Genomic DNA, 17,586 nt, shown 5'->3' with positions numbered 1-17,586 from the left:
TCAATCAAGCAAGGGAATCCGAATATCCACTGCTAAGCCCTGCTTGGGTGCTGTTAATAATTGTATGCTCCCTGCCATATCTTCCACTCGTTCTTTGATATTGCGCAGTCCATAGCTTAGTTCATCGACATCATCTAACTGAAAACCGAGACCGTTGTCTACTACCTTTAACTGCAAGCCTGTTTCCGTTTGATAAAGATAAACATCTATACAAGAGGCTTGGGCATGACGGAGAGTGTTACTAATCAATTCTTGGACGATACGAAAGACATGCTCCTCAATCTTTTTAGGCAATTCGTCTACCTGATATTTAAAACTGACTTCGAGTTCACTTTTTTCTTCCAATTCTTTGAGAAGCAACTGAATTCCCTCAACCAAACTCTTTTGTTCCAGTTCTATCGGTCGCAAATGCAAAAGCAGAATACGCAAATCTCTTTGGGCTGTCTCCAAAATAGCTGTCACACTCTGGAGTTGTGTCTGCATCTTCTCTTTGTCTAATCTGGAAGCTTGTTGACTGAGTCCCGATAAAATCATATGGGCAGCAAAAATTTCTTGGCTAACCGTATCATGCAAGTCACGCGCGATTCGCTTGCGCTCCTTTTCAACTATCTCTTCTTCTTTGACTAAAACCTGATTGTCTGCTTTTTGAATGGCTTCTGTCAATAAACCAAGCTTGCCTGATAAGTTTCTAAAACTTGCGTCTAAATCAGCATCTCCAAGGCTTTTAATATCTTTACCAGCTAGCAGACGATTAAGATTTGCTTGGATTCTTCTTCTTGAAATTTCGTCAACCATTGTCCAAAACATGACCAATAAAAAGGCTAGAGCAAGACTAAACATCAAAGCTAGAAATAGGACTTTTTCTGTCTTTTCTAAATCTTGGAAAAGAGAAGTCCATTCCAAATCTAAGACCTTAAAAATGCTTCGAAATAGAAAAGCAACAAAGAGAAATGAGGTGAGACCAATTAAAATATAGGGTTGTTTTTTCATCCTCTCACCACCTCAACATCTCCAACCATAGTTGTCAAAAGAATCTTAACACTCTTGGGACTCTTGAGATAATCTCTGGTTTCTTGATGAAATTGCTCATTACGCAAAGCACGTTTAGGCTGGTCAAAAAAGGTTAAATCTCCGTACAGAGAATTAACACTGAGGCTGACTTCTACATCCACTGGTACGATAATTCTAGTCGTACCGACCAGTTTTCTCAAGATGATGACATTATCATGATTGCTCAAAATCACGTGCTCTAGATGAATAGTATCCTTCCCCATAAGGCGAAAGAGATTGATATCATCAAAACGACAGGTCTGGTAGCTTGAGAAGTGATGAAGATTTCCAAACCAGCGATTTTTCTCCTTCTTTACTGTCACAACATCTTCAAAGACCAGATTGGTTTCTTCTCTTTCCTGATTCATCATAGGATAAAGCAAGAAGAGGCTATAAATCAAAGCTACAAAGATAGCCATGATGACAAAGGGATTAAGCATGATGATAAAGAAAAATAGGATGCTCACTGCTACTAAAATAAAATTGTTCCCCTGTTTTCCAGTATAATATCGAATCAGCAATAAAAACAAGAGCAACATCAGTAGAAAACGGGAAAAATGCTCTGATACCATCATAATCAGAGCTCCTGTCAATAAACAAGCTTCAATAAATAGAAAAATTTGAAATTTTCGCATGTAACCGACCTCTCTATTTAATTGTATCACAAATCCCAAAAGTCACATCCGTCTGAGGAATGATAAAGAGGTCGGGACTAAAATCCTGACCTCTTTCTTTACATTTGGTCTTTTGCTTCTTTTAATTTTCCATATAAGAGATAGTCGACCTCTTGCAAATCTTCAATTCTTTTACAATTAAGGGCACACATAATCAAGCGTAGGTCTTCCTTCCAGCTTTCAACAATGGAAATAACGACGTCAACAGAGTAATTTTCAACCAGCTCTAACATAGTGCGTGATAGACCAACTGCCTTGGCTCCAAACACCAAGCATTTGATGATATCTAGTGGATTGCGAACTCCTCCACTCACCAAAAGTTCCATCTTGTCTTTCCAGTCTTGGGCATTCAGAAGAGCTTGCATGGTCGATTGCCCCCAATCATTGAGGTAATCCCGTTGACCGCTACGACGATTTTCGATGTAGGCAAAGCTCGTTCCCCCACGTCCAGACAAATCAACGGTTCGTATTCCCATCTCATAAGCCTTAGCAATGGTTTTCACATCCATACCAAAGCCGACTTCTTTTAAAACAAGTGGCACAGAGATTTGCTCAGCATAATCTTTCAGATTATTCTGCCATAATCTAAATTGACGCTCACCTTCTGGCATGAGCAATTCCTGCATGACATTTACATGCACCTGTAAAAGAAGAGGATTCATCTCCTTGACCGTTTGCAGTCCTAGTTCTACAGGTTTGTCTAAGCCAATATTGGTTCCAAGAAGGAGGTCAGGGTAACTAGTTTTGACTGAAAAAGAGTCATCTGAAGGATCCTTAAGAGCAGCACTGTAAGAACCTGTTACAAATAGAATCCCACAGGCTTCAGCCACCTGAACCAGCTTTTGATTGATTTCTCTCCCCTTGTCACTACCACCTGTCATGGCATTGATATAAAAAGGAAAGTCCCACTTTCGACCTGCAAATTCTGTCGAAAGATCAATTTCATCTAAGTCATATAAGGGTAGCGAAGAATGAATCAGTTCAACTTCATCAAAACTATTATAAGAACTGTTTTGTTCAAGGGCATAGCGGATGTGTTCATCCTTCCGATTTGTCGTCATGTTCCATCCTTTCTTGATACAAGAGCTCAATTCCTAAATCAGCCCAGCGTTTTTTCAGTAATGTGGTCGAATCTTGGTCAAAACTAAGTGCTATCCCACAGTCTCCACCACCAGCACCACTGCTCTTAGCAACAGCTTTTAAGTCTTGGCTGGCATTTTTTAGTTGTCTGAGCGAAGGTGTGTAAATATCTGAACTCAAGTCTTCTAAGAGCAGGCTAGCATGATTTAGCAACTCAATGATTTTATCTTCTTGACCTACCTCCAAAGCCTTTACCAAGTTAGCTACTGTTTCTTTTGAAGCTTGTAAAAAGCTAGAGTTCATATTATCCTTGATTTGCTTGACCATATGACTTGATACAGCCACTTCCTTGGTCCAACCAACCAGAAAATCAAATTTCAAGGCTGGTTCAACACTCCTAATAGAAAAGCCCCAGTCACGTGCTAATACAGCCTGCAAGTCTTCTTTTTCTAACCAATCTGCCACTTTCTTACGATCAAAAGATTGATAGAGGACGAGGTCTTCTGATACGATACAGGCAATGTCCCCCATGGAGCCGTTGTCCCCACGTTTAAGAAGTACAGCACTCGCCAATTTAAACAAGAGTTCTCTATCAGCTAATCTTTCATAGAAGGCAAGCATGGCCTTGATGACCAAAATAACTACACTGCCACTAGAACCCAGGCCGAATTTCTTGCCCTCGCGTTCCATTTTCCCACGAATCTCTAAAGAAAAAGGCTGCAGTTCAACTCCTTGGGCAGTTAGATACTTCTCCACCAAGGCAACTGTTTCTTGAATCAAGGCATATGAAGAATCCGGTCGCAAGTCTACACTATAGGAAAACATATCTGAGTAGAGTCGATAATTATTAGACGCTTTAATCTCAGCCGTCATATAGATGGGAATAGCCTTTATTAGTGCCAACTGTCCTGGTTCTAAAATAGCGTACTCGCCAGCCCAATAAAGCTTCCCACAAGTCTTAACAAGCGTCATCTTGGCTCAAATCCTTTGTTTTTGAAACGATTAAGCGATAGCGTTGACCTAAAAGTTCTGATAAATGTTCCAAGTCCTCTTCCAAGCAAAGAACCTTGACATTAGGGCCCGCATCCATGGTAAAGTAGCAAGATTCTCCTTGTTCTCTAAGCTGACGAACAAAATCCATAGCCCCATAACTAGCATCTGTCAGATAAGAGAAGGAGGGAGTGGCTGTTTTTGTCGTAGCATGCATAGCCAACGCATTCTTCTCTGTCAATTCTCCAACTTTCTTAAAGTCATTATCCTTGAGGTAGACTAACATATCCTTGTAATCTTGTTCAGATTGACGAATCCACTCATCAAAAGTTGTCGAAGTCTCCACACAGAGCTTCATCCCATCTCGACTGGAAATTGGTTTTTTCTGGTCTTCCAAGACCAACATAATCATAGCTAGTTTCAAGTCAGTCTCAACAGGATAGATCTCTCCACTATCCTTGTCCCAGGCTGCCAAGGGGCCATAAAAACTACGAGATGAAGAACCCGATGCAAACTTAGCTTCCAAGGCTAATTCTCTTCGATTCAGCCCAAGTTGGAAATAGGAGTTACAAGCTTTGACCAAGGCAGATAAACCACTGGAACTTGAAGAAAGGCCTGCTGCTGTTGGCATATTGTTCTTAGTATCGATACGAACAAAACCTGCTCCTTCAGGACGGTAGCGGTCAATGATTTTACTCATCTTGGCATGCTCAGCTTCGTTTTGCAACTGACCATTGATGTAAAAGGCATCCGCCTTTGCATCCGCTGGTAAAGGAGAAAGTGTCGTCTCCGTATACATATTTTCTAAAGTCAGAGAGATACTGCTAGTCGCAGGAACCATCTCTTTTTCTGCTTTCTTTCCCCAATATTTAATAATAGCAATATTGGCATAGGAACGTACTGTTACAGGCTTTCGATCCATGTCTGAATAGATCCTTTCTCTTCTAATCTTTCAGCTAAATCTTGAGCTTGGCGATAGTCGGCTACTAAGGCTATGATACAGCCACCTAGACCACCACCACTCATCTTAGCACCTAAAGCACCATGTTCGAGAGCAGTTTCAACCAAGGCATCAGCCTCAAGGCTACTAACTCCTATTTCTTTTAGATTTCCATGTGCTTTTGTTAAAATCTCTCCCAGCTTCACGGCGTCTTTTGCCTTTATTGCTTCTTCTGCTTGCTGGGTCAACTCTCCAAGTGCATACAAGAAAGGTAAAGCTTCCTTACCCTTGCTCTCTACAACTTGGATAGCTTCACGAGTATGTCCATAGACTCCTGTATCTGCAATGACCAGATAAGCCGACAAGTCCATGGCTAGTTCTTCAAAACCAACATTCTTGATAAAACGAATAGGTTGGTCACTAAGACAGGTCTTGGCATCCAATCCACTAGGATTCATATGGGCAATCATCTCAGCGCGATTGACCAGAATTTCTAACACATCATGTGGAAGTTCTGCTTGGTAATAATCAAATACCGCGCGAATAGCCGCAATGCTAATGGCTGCTGAAGAACCCATTCCACGTTTTTCTGGAATAGCAGAGTCAATTTGGCAACGGATGTAAGCATCTTTGATATTCAGATACTCGAGAGAAGCATAAACTGCCATGGACAAGGTGTCCTCTTCAAAAAGACGCCATGGTGTCGCTGCTGGAACCACCCGACAAGTCACTTCAACCTCTAAAAGAGGCAAAGAGATGGCTGGATAGCCGTAAACCACTGCATGTTCTCCTATTAAAATAATTTTACTATGTGCCTGACCGACACCAACCTCTTTTGTCATTTAATCCTTCTATCAGACGAAAAACGTCTTTTTCTAGATAAAATTTTAGAACTTTATTCCTTTCTATTTTATTATATTTTCACAAAAAAAGCGATTGTTTCCTTCACAATCGCTTATCGTTGAGATAAAAAATTAAAATTCTCATTTTCTCAACCTTTAAAAAAGAGTCAATTAATGCTTCAAAAAAGCACTTGCTTATAGGCAAGTGCTCTTCAACTTTAATTGATTAAATATTGCTTATTATTCCTGCATGGTATAACCTACACCACGAACTGTTTTGATATAGCTTTTTTGACCTTCCACATCAATTTTACTACGTAGATATCGGATATAAACATCTACAATATTAGTTTCTGCGGCACTTTCATACTTCCAGACACTTTCCAGTAATTGCTCACGAGTCAATACTTTTTTACTACCCATAAGCGTAGCCAGAAGATCATATTCTCGACGTGTGAGAGCAATCAACTCATCTCCACGATAGACTGTATGATTGGCAACATCTATCCTAAGATTTCGATAGCTGGTGGGTATCTTCATTTGACCACAATGTTGGTCGATAAAATCACGGCCACGGAAAATAGCTGAAATTCGCTCTACCAAATTTTCAATAATCACTGGTTTATAGATGTATGAAACTGCAAAGCGTTGAACAACTTCTAATACATCTTGCAAATCTTCTAAGTGATCTAGAACCATGATGACAGATGCAGGTTTTGTTAGACTTAATTTGTCTACAAATTCCTGCGCTGTCATATCTCCCAGATTAACATTTAATAAAATCAAATCATAATCTGTTTGAAGAGCCATGGAAAGAGCTTTTTGCCCTTTTTCTGCCAGATCAACTCGGTAATGCTCTTTTTGGAGTTCTAAACTTAAAAAATGAGCTAGATTTTTTTCTTTTTCAAGTAATAAAATCCGTTTCCCCATAGTTTGGCCTACTTATTTTTCGTCGTACCAAGAATAGTGGAAAGTACCTTCTTTATCTTTACGTTGATATGTGTGAGCGCCAAAATAGTCACGTTGCGCTTGAATCAAGTTTGCTGGAAGATCCGCTGAACGGTAGCTATCGAAGTATGTAATAGCTGCTGAGAAAGTAGGTACTGGTACACCAGCTTGAACAGCAAGAGCTACGATATCACGAACAGATTGTTGGTACTTAGCAGTGACATCCAAGAAGTACTCATCCAAAAGAAGGTTAGCCAGATCTGCATCACGGTTGTATGCATCAGTGATCTTTTGCAAGAAACGAGAACGGATGATACAGCCATCGCGCCAGATAGATGCGATGTCTGCAAATGGCAAGTTCCAATTGTTTTCTTTAGAAGCTACACGCAATTGCGCAAAACCTTGTGCGTAAGAGATGATTTTTGAGAAGTAAAGGGCTTGGCGGATCTTTTCGATCAACTCAGCCTTGTCTCCTTCAAATTTGAAAGCAGCTGGTTTTGGAAGCACCTTGCTAGCATGAACACGTTCTTCTTTGTAAGTAGAGATGTAACGCGCAAACACTGACTCAGTGATAAGAGATAATGGCACACCAAGGTCAAGTGCTGATTGGCTAGTCCATTTACCTGTTCCCTTGTTTCCTGCAGCATCCAAGATGTAGTCTACGATTGGTCCATCTTGACCTTCGTCGTCTTTGCGTCCAAGGATATCCGCAGTGATTTCGATCAAGTAGCTGTCCAATTCGCCCTTGTTCCACTCAGTAAAGATTTCAGCCATATCTTGAGCTGAAAGGCCAAGCAAGTGTTGCATGAGGTCATAGCTTTCTGCGATCAATTGCATATCACCGTACTCGATACCGTTGTGAACCATTTTCACGTAATGACCAGCTCCATCAGGACCGATGTATGTCACACATGGTTTCCCATCTTCTGGTGCTTTTGCAGAGATTTCTTCAAGAACATCTGCTACCAATTCATAAGCTTCTTTTTGTCCACCAGGCATGATAGAAGGACCTTCAAGGGCACCTTTTTCACCACCAGAGACACCAGTACCGATAAAGTTGATACCAGAGTTAGCCAATTCTTCATTACGACGGATAGTATCTTTATAGAAAGTATTTCCTCCGTCAATCAAGATATCACCTTTATCCAAGTGTGGAAGAAGGGCTTGGATAGTAGCGTCTGTTCCAGGTCCTGCTTGAACCATAAGCATGATACGACGTGGCTTTTCAATTGAGTTTACGAAGCTTTCGATATCATAGCTTGGCACAAAGTTTTTTTCAGGATGGCAAGCAACAACATCTTCTGTTTTTTCTTTACTACGGTTATAGATAGCAACTGTGTATCCACGAGATTCAATATTAAGGGCAAGGTTACGACCCATTACGGCCATACCAACAACACCAAAGTTTGCTTTTGTCATGTGACTCTCCTATTGTTTGATTTATTTATTTTATCATGTTTCAATTCTAAAAGAAAGAATTTGATGACTAGTCTCCTAGTAGTCAAGGTCGTTAGCGTGACCAGAACCATTTCCTACAAAGTACCCTGTTTTACAGTTAAGAGTAAAGAGATAGGTGCCGTCAGGTCTGTATAGGTTGTAATAGCCATTACCATTAACAATATTAACACGTTCTAGGATATATTGATTTCCAGTGATATAGCCACGTGCTCGTGAAGTAGCAAGGATTTGTTCAAGGACACCATCGTTAAACTCCCAAGCTGGATTACCACTATCACTAATGGCGGACTGGTTGAATGGAACACGACTCACACTTCTCTGCAAGTTCACACCTTCGCTTGACAATCCACTATTAGCAGCATTATTGCTAGAAGCTGTTCCACGTGCTGGAGTAGTTGAACTACTTTCTGTAGATGGAGTTGATTCAGTTTGACTTGCTGTACTTGCTTCGCTAACTGTTGTAGTTTCTGTACTTGCTTGTTGACTCTTACCTAAACTAATAGCTTTGTCTAACAGTTTGTCAATTTCTGTATTTCCAGTTTTGACTTCAGTGAATTTAGCATCAGATTTAACTTTTGCATTTGTGTCCAAAACTCCATCTGTAATAACTGGTGTTTCAAACTGAGCATTTATATCTTCAATCGCTTTAATTTGAGTTTCAAGGCTGTCATATTTTGATTTTACAAGAGAATATTCTCTTGCTCCTTCAAGTTTCCCTAAGAGATCTTTCAGCTGACTTAATTGGCTAAATTGGCTATTTTTTAAAGCAGTTTTATTTTCGTCAGTATAGAAAGTATCGTATAGAGTGTTGAACTGATCTAAAACAGCTTGGTTGCTTACCAATCCAGTTTCTGCGGACTGAGATTGAATCTCCTGAGATGAGCGTGCGATTTGTTTGTAGATATAGTAGCCACTTCCGAGAATGAGCAAGAATAGACAGGCAAGAATACTCAAAATCACCCATTTCTTTTTACTTTTTGGCTTCTCGCTACTTTGGGCAGAACGAGACAAAAGTACAGCTTCTTCATTCTCCTCTGAAAGCACAGGTTCAGGATTCGTTGCTACCGCAACTATTTCAGAATCATCTTCAAAAGCTGGATTTTCTAGTTCTTCAACTGCAGGAATTTCAGTTGTTTCAATTAAATCTTCCTCTGAAACCTTGTCTGTTTCCTCATCCTTAATATTTTCTCGGACTTCTTGAATTAAATCATCCAAACTTTGAGTAGTTTCCTCTTGCTTAGCTTGCAAATTTTCAAATTTATCAGCTTCAATTTCATCACGATGCTGTTTGATATATTTATCGAGAATAGTATCATCCGGAGTTACGCCAGCTTCTACCTCTTCTTTTTTACGAATAACTTGACCAACTGTTAAATCTTTTGCCTCTTCAAAATCGAGTTGTGATTCACGATTTACATTTTTATGGTGATGATGTTTTTTCTTACTCATTTGCATTCCTTTCTGTTTTGACATCTTGTCTTTTCACTCGTTGACCAAAATATTGATATAAATCAACTTTCAAAGTACCGTTATAGAGTTTCCGTTTTTTATCTGCCTGACTACCATACTTGCTTTCAAAAGCCTCATCACTAGTCAAAATAAATTTACTCCAAGTTTTCAGAGGAGCAAATACCTCTCCCATTTCAGCATAGAGCTTAGTGACTCCAGCGTCATCGGATAAACGTTCTCCATACGGAGGATTGGAGATAATCACGCCATTAATCTTATCTGAACGCAAGTCCTGCACACGCATTTGCTTAAATAGAATATCATTAGATACTCCCGCTGTCTGAGCATTTGCCTTAGCAATTTCAACCATACGTCCATCAATGTCACAACCCATGATATCAAGTTCAATCTCGCGATTGATTTTTTTGCTTGCTTCTGTACGGACTTCCTGAATCAACCGATCACTGACCCAGTTCCATTCTTCAAAAACAAAGGAACGGCGCAAACCGGGTGCTATACTACGAGCAATCATAGCTGCTTCAATACAGAAAGTACCTGAACCACAGGTTGGATCAATCAGTGGTTTATCAGGGTACCAATTTGATAATTGTAAAATCGCCGCTGCCATGTTCTCTTTGATTGGTGCCCCACCTTTTTCCGTACGGTAGCCACGTTTGAAAAGACTAGAGCCTGTTGTATCAATCATGACCGTCGCCACATCTTTAAGAATTGAAACCTCGATTTTAAACTCTGGACCATTCTCCATCAAGGGAACACCTTCTGGACGAGCGAAATGTTTTTGCAACTTCTTCACAACTGCTTTTTTAGAAATAGCTTGTACACTGGGTTCATTATGAAGTTTTGACTTGACACATTTTGCTTTTGAAATTGGAAAACGCGCCCCTAGTGGAAGATAGTTTTCCCAGTCGAGTGCGAAAACTCCTTGAAAGAGCTCTTCAAAGGTTTTCGCCGGAAATGTTCCAACAATTATCTTAATCCTATCTGCAGCTCTCAGCCACAAATTGGTTTCAATAATTGCCTTTACATCTCCTTCAAAGCGAACTCGACCATTTTCAACTTGGCAATCATAGCCTAGTTCTCGCACTTCACGACCCACCACAGCTTCTAAACCAGCTGCTGCAGTAGCGACTAAATTAAATGTTTGTTTCATGTCAGTCTTTAAAGACCTTTCTCTTGTTCACTTTAAAAAATGAGGTTGAGAAACATTTCTCAGCCCCAACCTATATGCAATTTTCTATAAGCCATGTTTTGTTCCAGAAATGACTAGGATCATTTCCTTCGATAATCATCTGTCTACCACTAGCTGTATCTACAGATAGCAGTCAGAGTACTACGTTCGTTTCCGCGTACTCCATGCCCCGACCAAAATTTGGGTTGCTAGCTTGAGGGGTTTACCGCGTTCCACTCTTCCTGTTTCCAAGAAGACTTCGTCACTGTGGCACTTTCAGAGCTACTAAAACATATCCGAAAACTTAGTCTATTCACTCGCCGTAACGATTTCTCGTCCCTAGGCTTATGGTTTCGCCTAGCACAAACACTACAGGCATCACAGCCTGTGCTAGCATGGACTTTCCTCATGAAAAGATAAACTCTCCACGCGATTATCCAAAAATTGCACAACTGTATGATTCTTAGAAATCAGAATTTTCTACAATTTGTTTACCGAAGACCTCTTTTTCAAGACGGTTCAATCGTTTTAAAATATCAAAGTTTGTCATTGAAGTAGTGCTACCCAATTCAAGAGAATCTGATTGCGTTGGCGCCACTTGATTTTTTTTCAACAATTCTTCTTTTAGTTCAGCAATTTCTAAACGTAAAGACTTGACCAAAGCAGCATAAGTTTCATAGTCTTTAATAACATCATCTAAAAACTCATCAACTTCTACCTTGCTATAGCCTCTTACTTCTCTTCCAAAATCCTGTTCAAAAATATCTTTTGCTGTAAAAACAATACTCGACATGTCTCTCTCCATTCTCAGTTACTAGTATTATTATATAAAAAAAGGCAATCAAAAAGCAAGGTCAAAGACTCATTTTTCGGAAAAATTTTCAGCTATTTCGTTTAATACGTCAAATGTTAATCTTTTTGTAACATATCTGTCTTTCTTGTTCATCAATTCGTAAAAAAACTTGAGTTTCGTTTCGTTTTCTTCATCATAAAAAAGATAGGCGCCATCCGTATTTTCTAACAAAAATAAATGATAATCTCGAAGTTGTCCCTTATGTTCATAATTAGGATATGCATATTTGACAAAATCTACCTGTTTAAATGCAGTAAGTTTGATCTGATTAGCCTCGTTCCAATTTGTGCCATGTGTTTCAAAATCAAAGATAGTTGCGAGCTGAAATCCATATTCTTCCTTAATTTCCTTAGCTACTTCTAAGACCCATGATTCAAAACCTAGACTTCCAGTAAAAACCAGCCATTTTAGACCTTCCTCAGCAAGTTTTTCTAAATCATTTCGTATAGCTTTTTTGATTATTTTTAATCGAATATCCTTATCATTAAATATTCCTAAATCGAAGGCGGAATAGCCAATTATCAAGGCTGTATGCATTTTTTAATCCTTTCCGAATACTTTTATGGTATAATAGAGTGATGTTATTGTACCAATAAGGAGAACTATGGTCAACTATCCACATAAAGTTTCATCAAATAAGAGACAATTAACCCCATCACAGACCAAAAATTTTGCAAATCGGGGTATGAGTTTTGAAAAGATGATTAACTCAACGAACGACTATTACTTAACCCATGGAGTGGCCGTAATACACAAAAAACCAACGCCCATCCAAATTGTTCGTGTTGATTACCCTCAGAGAAGTCGAGCAAAAATTGTTGAAGCTTATTTTAGACAAGCATCTACAACTGACTACTCAGGAGTTTATGAAGGATTCTACATCGATTTTGAAGCTAAAGAAACGAGGCAAAAAACTGCCCTTCCTATGAAGAACTTCCATGCTCATCAGATTCAGCATATGGAACAAGTTCTTAAACAAAAAGGGATTTGCTTTGTTTTACTTCATTTCTCTTCTTATCAAGAAACGTATTTATTACCGGCCATTGATCTCATACACTTTTATCAGCAGGATAATGGGAAAAAATCAATGCCGCTTGATTATATTCGAGAGCACGGTTATGCGATTGAACAGCACGCTTTTCCTCAGATTCCCTATCTCGATATCGTCAAACAACATTTACTAGGTGGTAAAACAATATGAACAAACAATTTTTCTTGCGCATAGCTAAGTACTTAGGGATTGGATTTTTAACAATCTTTCTTACAATAGTACTAATCGGCGGAAGTATCTTTCTCTTTTACATAGTTCAAGCTCCTGAACTTTCCGAAACCAAGCTAGTTGCAACAACTTCGAGTAAAATTTACGACAATAAAAATGAACTTATAGCTGACTTAGGTGCTGAACGACGAGTAAATGCTCAAAGCAATGAAATCCCTACAGATTTGGTTAATGCGATTGTATCTATAGAGGACCATCGTTTCTTCAACCACAGAGGAATTGATAGCATCCGTATTTTCGGAGCTTTCTTAAGAAATCTTCGCAGCAATGGTCTTCAAGGTGGTTCAACCTTGACTCAACAGTTGATTAAATTAACTTATTTCTCAACTTCAACTGCTGATCAAACTATTGCGCGTAAGGCTCAAGAAGCTTGGCTAGCTATTCAATTGGAAAGAACTGCAACCAAGCAAGAAATTTTAACATACTACATTAATAAAGTCTACATGTCAAACGGTAACTATGGGATGCAAACAGCAGCTCAAAATTACTACGGCAAAGATTTAAAAGACTTGTCCATCCCTCAATTAGCCCTTCTTGCTGGAATGCCTCAAGCACCGAACCAGTACGACCCTTATTCGCACCCTGAAGAAGCACAACAACGTCGAAACCTTGTATTGTCAGAAATGCAACGCCAAGGGTATCTCTCATCAGAGCAATACGAAACAGCAATAAATACACCTATCACTGATGGTTTACAAAGTCTTAAAGGTAGCAACACCTATCCTCAATATTTAGACAATTACCTTAAAGAAGTCATTGATCAAGTTGAACAAGAAACTGGATATAACCTCTTAACTACAGGTATGGATATCTATACAAACGTCGACCAAGATGTTCAGAAGAAACTATGGGATATTTATAATACTGATGAATACGTTCATTATCCTGATGATGACTTCCAAGCTGCTTCTACTATTGTAGATGTCACTAATGGAAAAGTTATTGCTCAGCTTGGTTCACGCCACCAAGCTAGTAACGTATCATTTGGTCTCAACCAAGCAGTTGAAACCAATCGTGACTGGGGTTCTACAATGAAACCAATCACAGACTATGCTCCAGCACTTGAATATGGAGTTTATGATTCTACTGCTTATATGTTGAAGGATGTCCCTTATAATTTCCCAGGTACTAATGATCCTGTCCTCAACTGGGATAGAAGTTACTATGGAAACATTACTCTCCAATATGCAATTCAACAATCTCGAAATGTTCCAGCCGTTGAAACACTGAATAAGGTCGGCCTTGATAGAGCTAAAACATTCTTAAATGGTCTTGGTATTGATTATCCATCTATGCTTTACGTTAACGCCATCTCAAGTAATACGACTGAAACAGGTAAGCAGTATGGAGCGAGCAGTGAAAAAATGGCTGCAGCTTATGCCGCATTTGCGAATGGTGGTACTTATTATAAGCCAATGTACATCAACAAAGTAGTATTCAGTGACGGAAGTTCTAAGGAATTCTCCGACCCTGGTACTCGTGCTATGAAAGAAACAACAGCTTATATGATGACGGAGATGATGAAAACAGTACTATATTATGGAACCGGTACTGGTGCTTACATTTCTTGGTTACCTCAAGCGGGTAAAACTGGTACATCAAACTATACTGATGCTGAAATTGAGAATCATATCAAAACCGATCAGTATGTCGCTCCTGATGAAATGTTTGTCGGCTATACACGTAAATACTCAATGGCAGTATGGACTGGTTACTCCAACCGATTGACACCAATTGTTGGTGACGGATTTAGAGTTGCTGGTAGCATTTATCGTTCAATGATGGAATATCTCGCTGAAAATGATAACCCTGGTGATTGGACAATGCCTGAAGGTCTTTATCGAAGTGGTGGATATGTCTTTAAAAATGGAGCTCGCAATAACTGGACGAATCCAACAATCCAACAACCTATAGTGACTGAGGCCCCAATCGTTTCTACAGAAGACACAACTCAAGAAACGACTCAGGAAACAACAAACAATGCAAACAATTCAAATAATGCAAACAACACAAACAACGCAAATACTTACGAGCCAAACATAAATAGAAATCCTCGATAAACCAAATTCTTTTAGAATATAAGAAAATGGAGTTAGATAACTAACTCCATTTTTTATTTTACATGGTTAGCAAGATCTTCTTGCACTTTTTTATTAGATTCTTCTTTTTCTTTCTTCCATTTATCTTGAGCTTTTTGATATTCATCAGCAGTTACTGGTTTATCTTGAAGTTCAAGATACTTGTACAAGAGGGCTTCACTCATACCCTTGTTACCTGAGTATGCAAATGGAAGGGTGAATGGTACCATCTTAGACAACATTGGACGTCCAGTTTGAGAAGTTGTTGGGATAATCAAAGCACTATCTGTCAACCATGCTTGGGCAGCAGCATATTTATCATAACGTTTTGAAACATCTGTGACTTCATTGTCAGCTTCAACAACCATCTTTTCGTAATCTTCCAAACCAACTTGTTTGGCAGCGGCGTTGTTTGTACCAGAATCAAATCCTAGATAAGTCTTAGTATTTTCACCTACAGACGGTTTGATGATATCAAGGTAAGTAGATGGGTCAATGTAGTCTGGAGACCATCCAACGTTATCTGAGAGATCCCAATCTTCTCCAGCAGCTGTTTCAGCAAAGTAGGTAACATTAAGAACTTCATCTTTTTGAAGTTGTTGAATGTCAATAACAACATTGTCAGTTCCTAATGTTGCTTCAAGCGATTGTTTCAATGATTGAACACGTTGAACTTTAGTAGTATTGGTCTGGTCGACTGGCATATCCAAGTGGATTGGGAATTGAACACCTTCTGCTTGAAGAGCTGTCTTAGCCTTTGCAAATTCTGCTTTCGCTTTTTCAGGATTGTAAAGACCATCTTGAGCGTCATCTAGATTGACATCTTTCCACTCATCACCATAGGTTACCAATTTTTCTTTAACTAACTCACCAAAGTTTTTACCATCAGCTTGAACAAATGTTGGTGGTACAAACAAATTACGAAGAAGTTTGCTTGCTCCACTTTCTCCATTTACTTGAGAAGCATAAGCAGTTCTATCAAAACCAAAGGCGATGGCTTGACGGAAGTCTTTGTTTAGGAGAGCTTTTTTAGTTGATGTCTTTTGCTCATCTGTAGTCTTAGAAGTATACTTGTAAGACCGACGGTCAATATTTGTCCCAACCAAGAAAGTAGCAGAATCTTGTGGTGTATAAACGATGTTATCCTTAAACTCTTTTTCAAGTTCAGGATATCCTGCACTTGTTGGGAAGAGACGAGCCATTGAGAAGCCACCATCCTTAAAGGTGTCTGCAAGTTTTCCTGTATCTTGACCATCCCAGAATGATAGTTTTACTTTATCAATATGAACATTGTCCTTATCCCAGTAGTTTGGATTCTTTTCAAATTCTACTGAAGATTTTGCTACCAATGATTTCAACAAGAAAGGACCGTTGTAAAGAATACTGCTTGGATCAGTTGCCTTGGCAAAGTCACTTCCTTTAGAAGTAAGGAATTCTTCATTGACTGGTGCAAGAATACCCATGGTTGTCTTAGAGTTCCAGAAGCTTTCTGGTTTATTCAAAGTGTATTGAACAGTTTGATCATCAATTGCCTTGATTCCAACTTCTGAGAAGTCTTTTACTTCACCTTTGACATAAGCGTCAAGACCTTTAATGGATTCTTGAACAAGATAAAGGGCTTCTGACTTATTGTCAGCTGCATATTTAAGACCTGTTACAAAGTCTTGAGCTTTCACAGGTGCATACTCTTCACCTTCAGAAGTGTACCACTTAGCATCTTTACGGATTGTATAAGTGTAAGTCAAACCATCTTTAGATACTGACCAGTCTTCTGCCATAGATGGCACGAAGTTCCCGTAACGGTCATTCTCCATCAAACCGTCAACAACATTACTTGTGATATTAGCAACCGCAGCCTTACCAGTTGTCAGATAGTTGAGGCTGTCTGGATCTGTTTCATAAACGTAAGAAAAAGTTTTCTCACCTTTTGCACTAGAGCCTGAACCTGAACAAGCTGCCAAAACACCTGACGCTAACAGAGTCACTCCTGCTAGGGCCATTACTTTTGAAAATTTCATAATAAACTCCTTTATGACTTTTTATACATTATAGTCCCTTTTCAGCCATGTGTCAATACAATTTTCAGAATTTTTCAAATTTATTTGAAAATTTTTTCTTCCTCTATTTCTAATATGAACATCTTTTTAGGAAAAATTCTATTATAGCCGTTTATCAACTATATCTTTATGATATAATGAAAGGAGAAAGTTGAAAGGAAACACTATGCCAAAAGAAGTTATTGTTGAAAGTTTTGAACTAGATCATACGATTGTAAAAGCTCCTTATGTCCGCTTGATTGGAGAAGAAACAGGTCCTAAGGGAGATATCATCTCTAATTTTGATATTCGCTTGGTTCAACCAAATGAGGACTCTATCCCTACTGCTGGACTTCATACTATTGAGCACCTCTTGGCTAAGCTAATCCGTACTCGCATCGACGGTATGATCGATTGTTCACCATTTGGTTGTCGTACCGGTTTTCATATGATTATGTGGGGACGTCATTCTAGCGCTGAAATCGCAGCTGTCATCAAGGATTCACTGAAGGAAATCGCTGAAACAACAACTTGGGAAGATGTCCCAGGAACAACTATTGAATCTTGCGGAAACTACAAGGATCACAGCCTCTTTTCTGCTAAGGAATGGGCAAAATTGATTCTCCAACAAGGAATCTCAGACGATGCCTTTGAACGTCATGTCATCTGATAATAAAAAAAGAAACCAGCTTTTGAACTGGTTCCTTTTTTTATTTTCTA

Annotated in this window: 16 protein-coding genes and 1 other RNA gene; 3 read left to right on the top strand and 14 right to left on the bottom strand. The window is 39.1% G+C overall.

The window, feature by feature from the left end; genetic code table 11:
* The 13 genes from BQ2679_RS04230 to BQ2679_RS04170 all read right to left on the bottom strand — a co-directional run bounded on the left by BQ2679_RS04230 (window position 1) and on the right by BQ2679_RS04170 (window position 12,010).
* Entirely contained in the window at window positions 1-990 is a 990-nt protein-coding gene (locus BQ2679_RS04230; RefSeq protein ID WP_075566528.1) for an envelope stress sensor histidine kinase LiaS, read from the bottom strand.
* Window positions 987-1,685 carry a cell wall-active antibiotics response protein LiaF gene (gene liaF / locus BQ2679_RS04225; RefSeq protein WP_075566526.1) on the bottom strand — a complete coding sequence of 233 codons (699 nt, stop codon included), beginning with the start codon at window positions 1,683-1,685 and terminating at the stop codon, window positions 987-989. The genes BQ2679_RS04230 and liaF overlap by 4 nt, the downstream gene beginning before the upstream one ends.
* A gap of 98 nt (window positions 1,686-1,783) precedes the next feature.
* A complete protein-coding gene (gene fni / locus BQ2679_RS04220) occupies window positions 1,784-2,785 on the bottom strand; it encodes a type 2 isopentenyl-diphosphate Delta-isomerase (protein WP_075566524.1) in 1,002 nt (333 codons plus the stop codon).
* Window positions 2,763-3,776, bottom strand: coding sequence for a phosphomevalonate kinase (locus BQ2679_RS04215; RefSeq protein ID WP_075566509.1), 1,014 nt, complete (start codon window positions 3,774-3,776; stop codon window positions 2,763-2,765). The genes fni and BQ2679_RS04215 overlap by 23 nt, the downstream gene beginning before the upstream one ends.
* Window positions 3,763-4,716, bottom strand: a complete 954-nt coding sequence (mvaD, locus tag BQ2679_RS04210) for a diphosphomevalonate decarboxylase (RefSeq protein ID WP_075566506.1) — start codon at window positions 4,714-4,716, stop codon at window positions 3,763-3,765. The genes BQ2679_RS04215 and mvaD overlap by 14 nt, the downstream gene beginning before the upstream one ends.
* The gene (mvk, locus tag BQ2679_RS04205) at window positions 4,698-5,576 is read right to left on the bottom strand and encodes a mevalonate kinase (protein ID WP_075566504.1); all 879 of its coding nucleotides are present in this window, start codon (window positions 5,574-5,576) and stop codon (window positions 4,698-4,700) included. The genes mvaD and mvk overlap by 19 nt, the downstream gene beginning before the upstream one ends.
* Before the next feature lie 240 nt (window positions 5,577-5,816).
* Window positions 5,817-6,506 (bottom strand): response regulator transcription factor, encoded by a 690-nt coding sequence (locus BQ2679_RS04200; protein ID WP_075566502.1) that lies wholly within the window; start codon window positions 6,504-6,506, stop codon window positions 5,817-5,819.
* Window positions 6,507-6,518: 12 nt separating this feature from the next.
* The gene (gndA, locus tag BQ2679_RS04195) at window positions 6,519-7,943 is read right to left on the bottom strand and encodes an NADP-dependent phosphogluconate dehydrogenase (protein WP_006151777.1); all 1,425 of its coding nucleotides are present in this window, start codon (window positions 7,941-7,943) and stop codon (window positions 6,519-6,521) included.
* A gap of 75 nt (window positions 7,944-8,018) precedes the next feature.
* Window positions 8,019-9,431, bottom strand: a complete 1,413-nt coding sequence (gene mapZ, locus BQ2679_RS04190; RefSeq protein ID WP_075566500.1) for a cell division site-positioning protein MapZ — start codon at window positions 9,429-9,431, stop codon at window positions 8,019-8,021.
* Entirely contained in the window at window positions 9,424-10,602 is a 1,179-nt protein-coding gene (locus BQ2679_RS04185) for a THUMP domain-containing class I SAM-dependent RNA methyltransferase (protein ID WP_075566498.1), read from the bottom strand. Before BQ2679_RS04185 ends, mapZ begins: the two co-directional genes overlap by 8 nt.
* A gap of 82 nt (window positions 10,603-10,684) precedes the next feature.
* Window positions 10,685-11,065, bottom strand: an RNA gene (gene rnpB, locus BQ2679_RS04180) — RNase P RNA component class B.
* A gap of 18 nt (window positions 11,066-11,083) precedes the next feature.
* Entirely contained in the window at window positions 11,084-11,413 is a 330-nt protein-coding gene (gene gpsB, locus BQ2679_RS04175) for a cell division regulator GpsB (RefSeq protein ID WP_316244803.1), read from the bottom strand.
* A 69-nt stretch (window positions 11,414-11,482) separates the two neighbouring features.
* Window positions 11,483-12,010 (bottom strand): SLOG family protein, encoded by a 528-nt coding sequence (locus tag BQ2679_RS04170; protein WP_075566493.1) that lies wholly within the window; start codon window positions 12,008-12,010, stop codon window positions 11,483-11,485.
* Window positions 12,011-12,077: 67 nt separating this feature from the next.
* Here BQ2679_RS04170 and recU point away from each other — a divergent pair, with 67 nt between their 5' ends.
* The gene (recU, locus tag BQ2679_RS04165; RefSeq protein ID WP_075566491.1) at window positions 12,078-12,674 is read left to right on the top strand and encodes a Holliday junction resolvase RecU; all 597 of its coding nucleotides are present in this window, start codon (window positions 12,078-12,080) and stop codon (window positions 12,672-12,674) included.
* On the top strand, window positions 12,671-14,812 hold the full coding sequence (gene pbp1a, locus BQ2679_RS04160) for a penicillin-binding protein PBP1A (protein WP_075566489.1): 2,142 nt from the start codon (window positions 12,671-12,673) through the stop codon (window positions 14,810-14,812). The genes recU and pbp1a overlap by 4 nt, the downstream gene beginning before the upstream one ends.
* A gap of 53 nt (window positions 14,813-14,865) precedes the next feature.
* Here pbp1a and BQ2679_RS04155 read toward each other — a convergent pair whose 3' ends face one another.
* On the bottom strand, window positions 14,866-16,848 hold the full coding sequence (locus tag BQ2679_RS04155) for a peptide ABC transporter substrate-binding protein (protein WP_075566487.1): 1,983 nt from the start codon (window positions 16,846-16,848) through the stop codon (window positions 14,866-14,868).
* A gap of 205 nt (window positions 16,849-17,053) precedes the next feature.
* On the opposite strand from BQ2679_RS04155, the gene BQ2679_RS04150 reads away from it, so the two are divergent.
* Entirely contained in the window at window positions 17,054-17,536 is a 483-nt protein-coding gene (locus BQ2679_RS04150; RefSeq protein ID WP_075566484.1) for an S-ribosylhomocysteine lyase, read from the top strand.
* Window positions 17,537-17,586 lie beyond the last annotated feature (50 nt).

Origin of the sequence: Streptococcus timonensis (assembly GCF_900095845.1) — a bacterium.
GTDB classification, from domain to species: Bacteria; Bacillota; Bacilli; order Lactobacillales; family Streptococcaceae; genus Streptococcus; species Streptococcus timonensis.
This window is presented reverse-complemented; position numbering and strand designations above follow the sequence as displayed.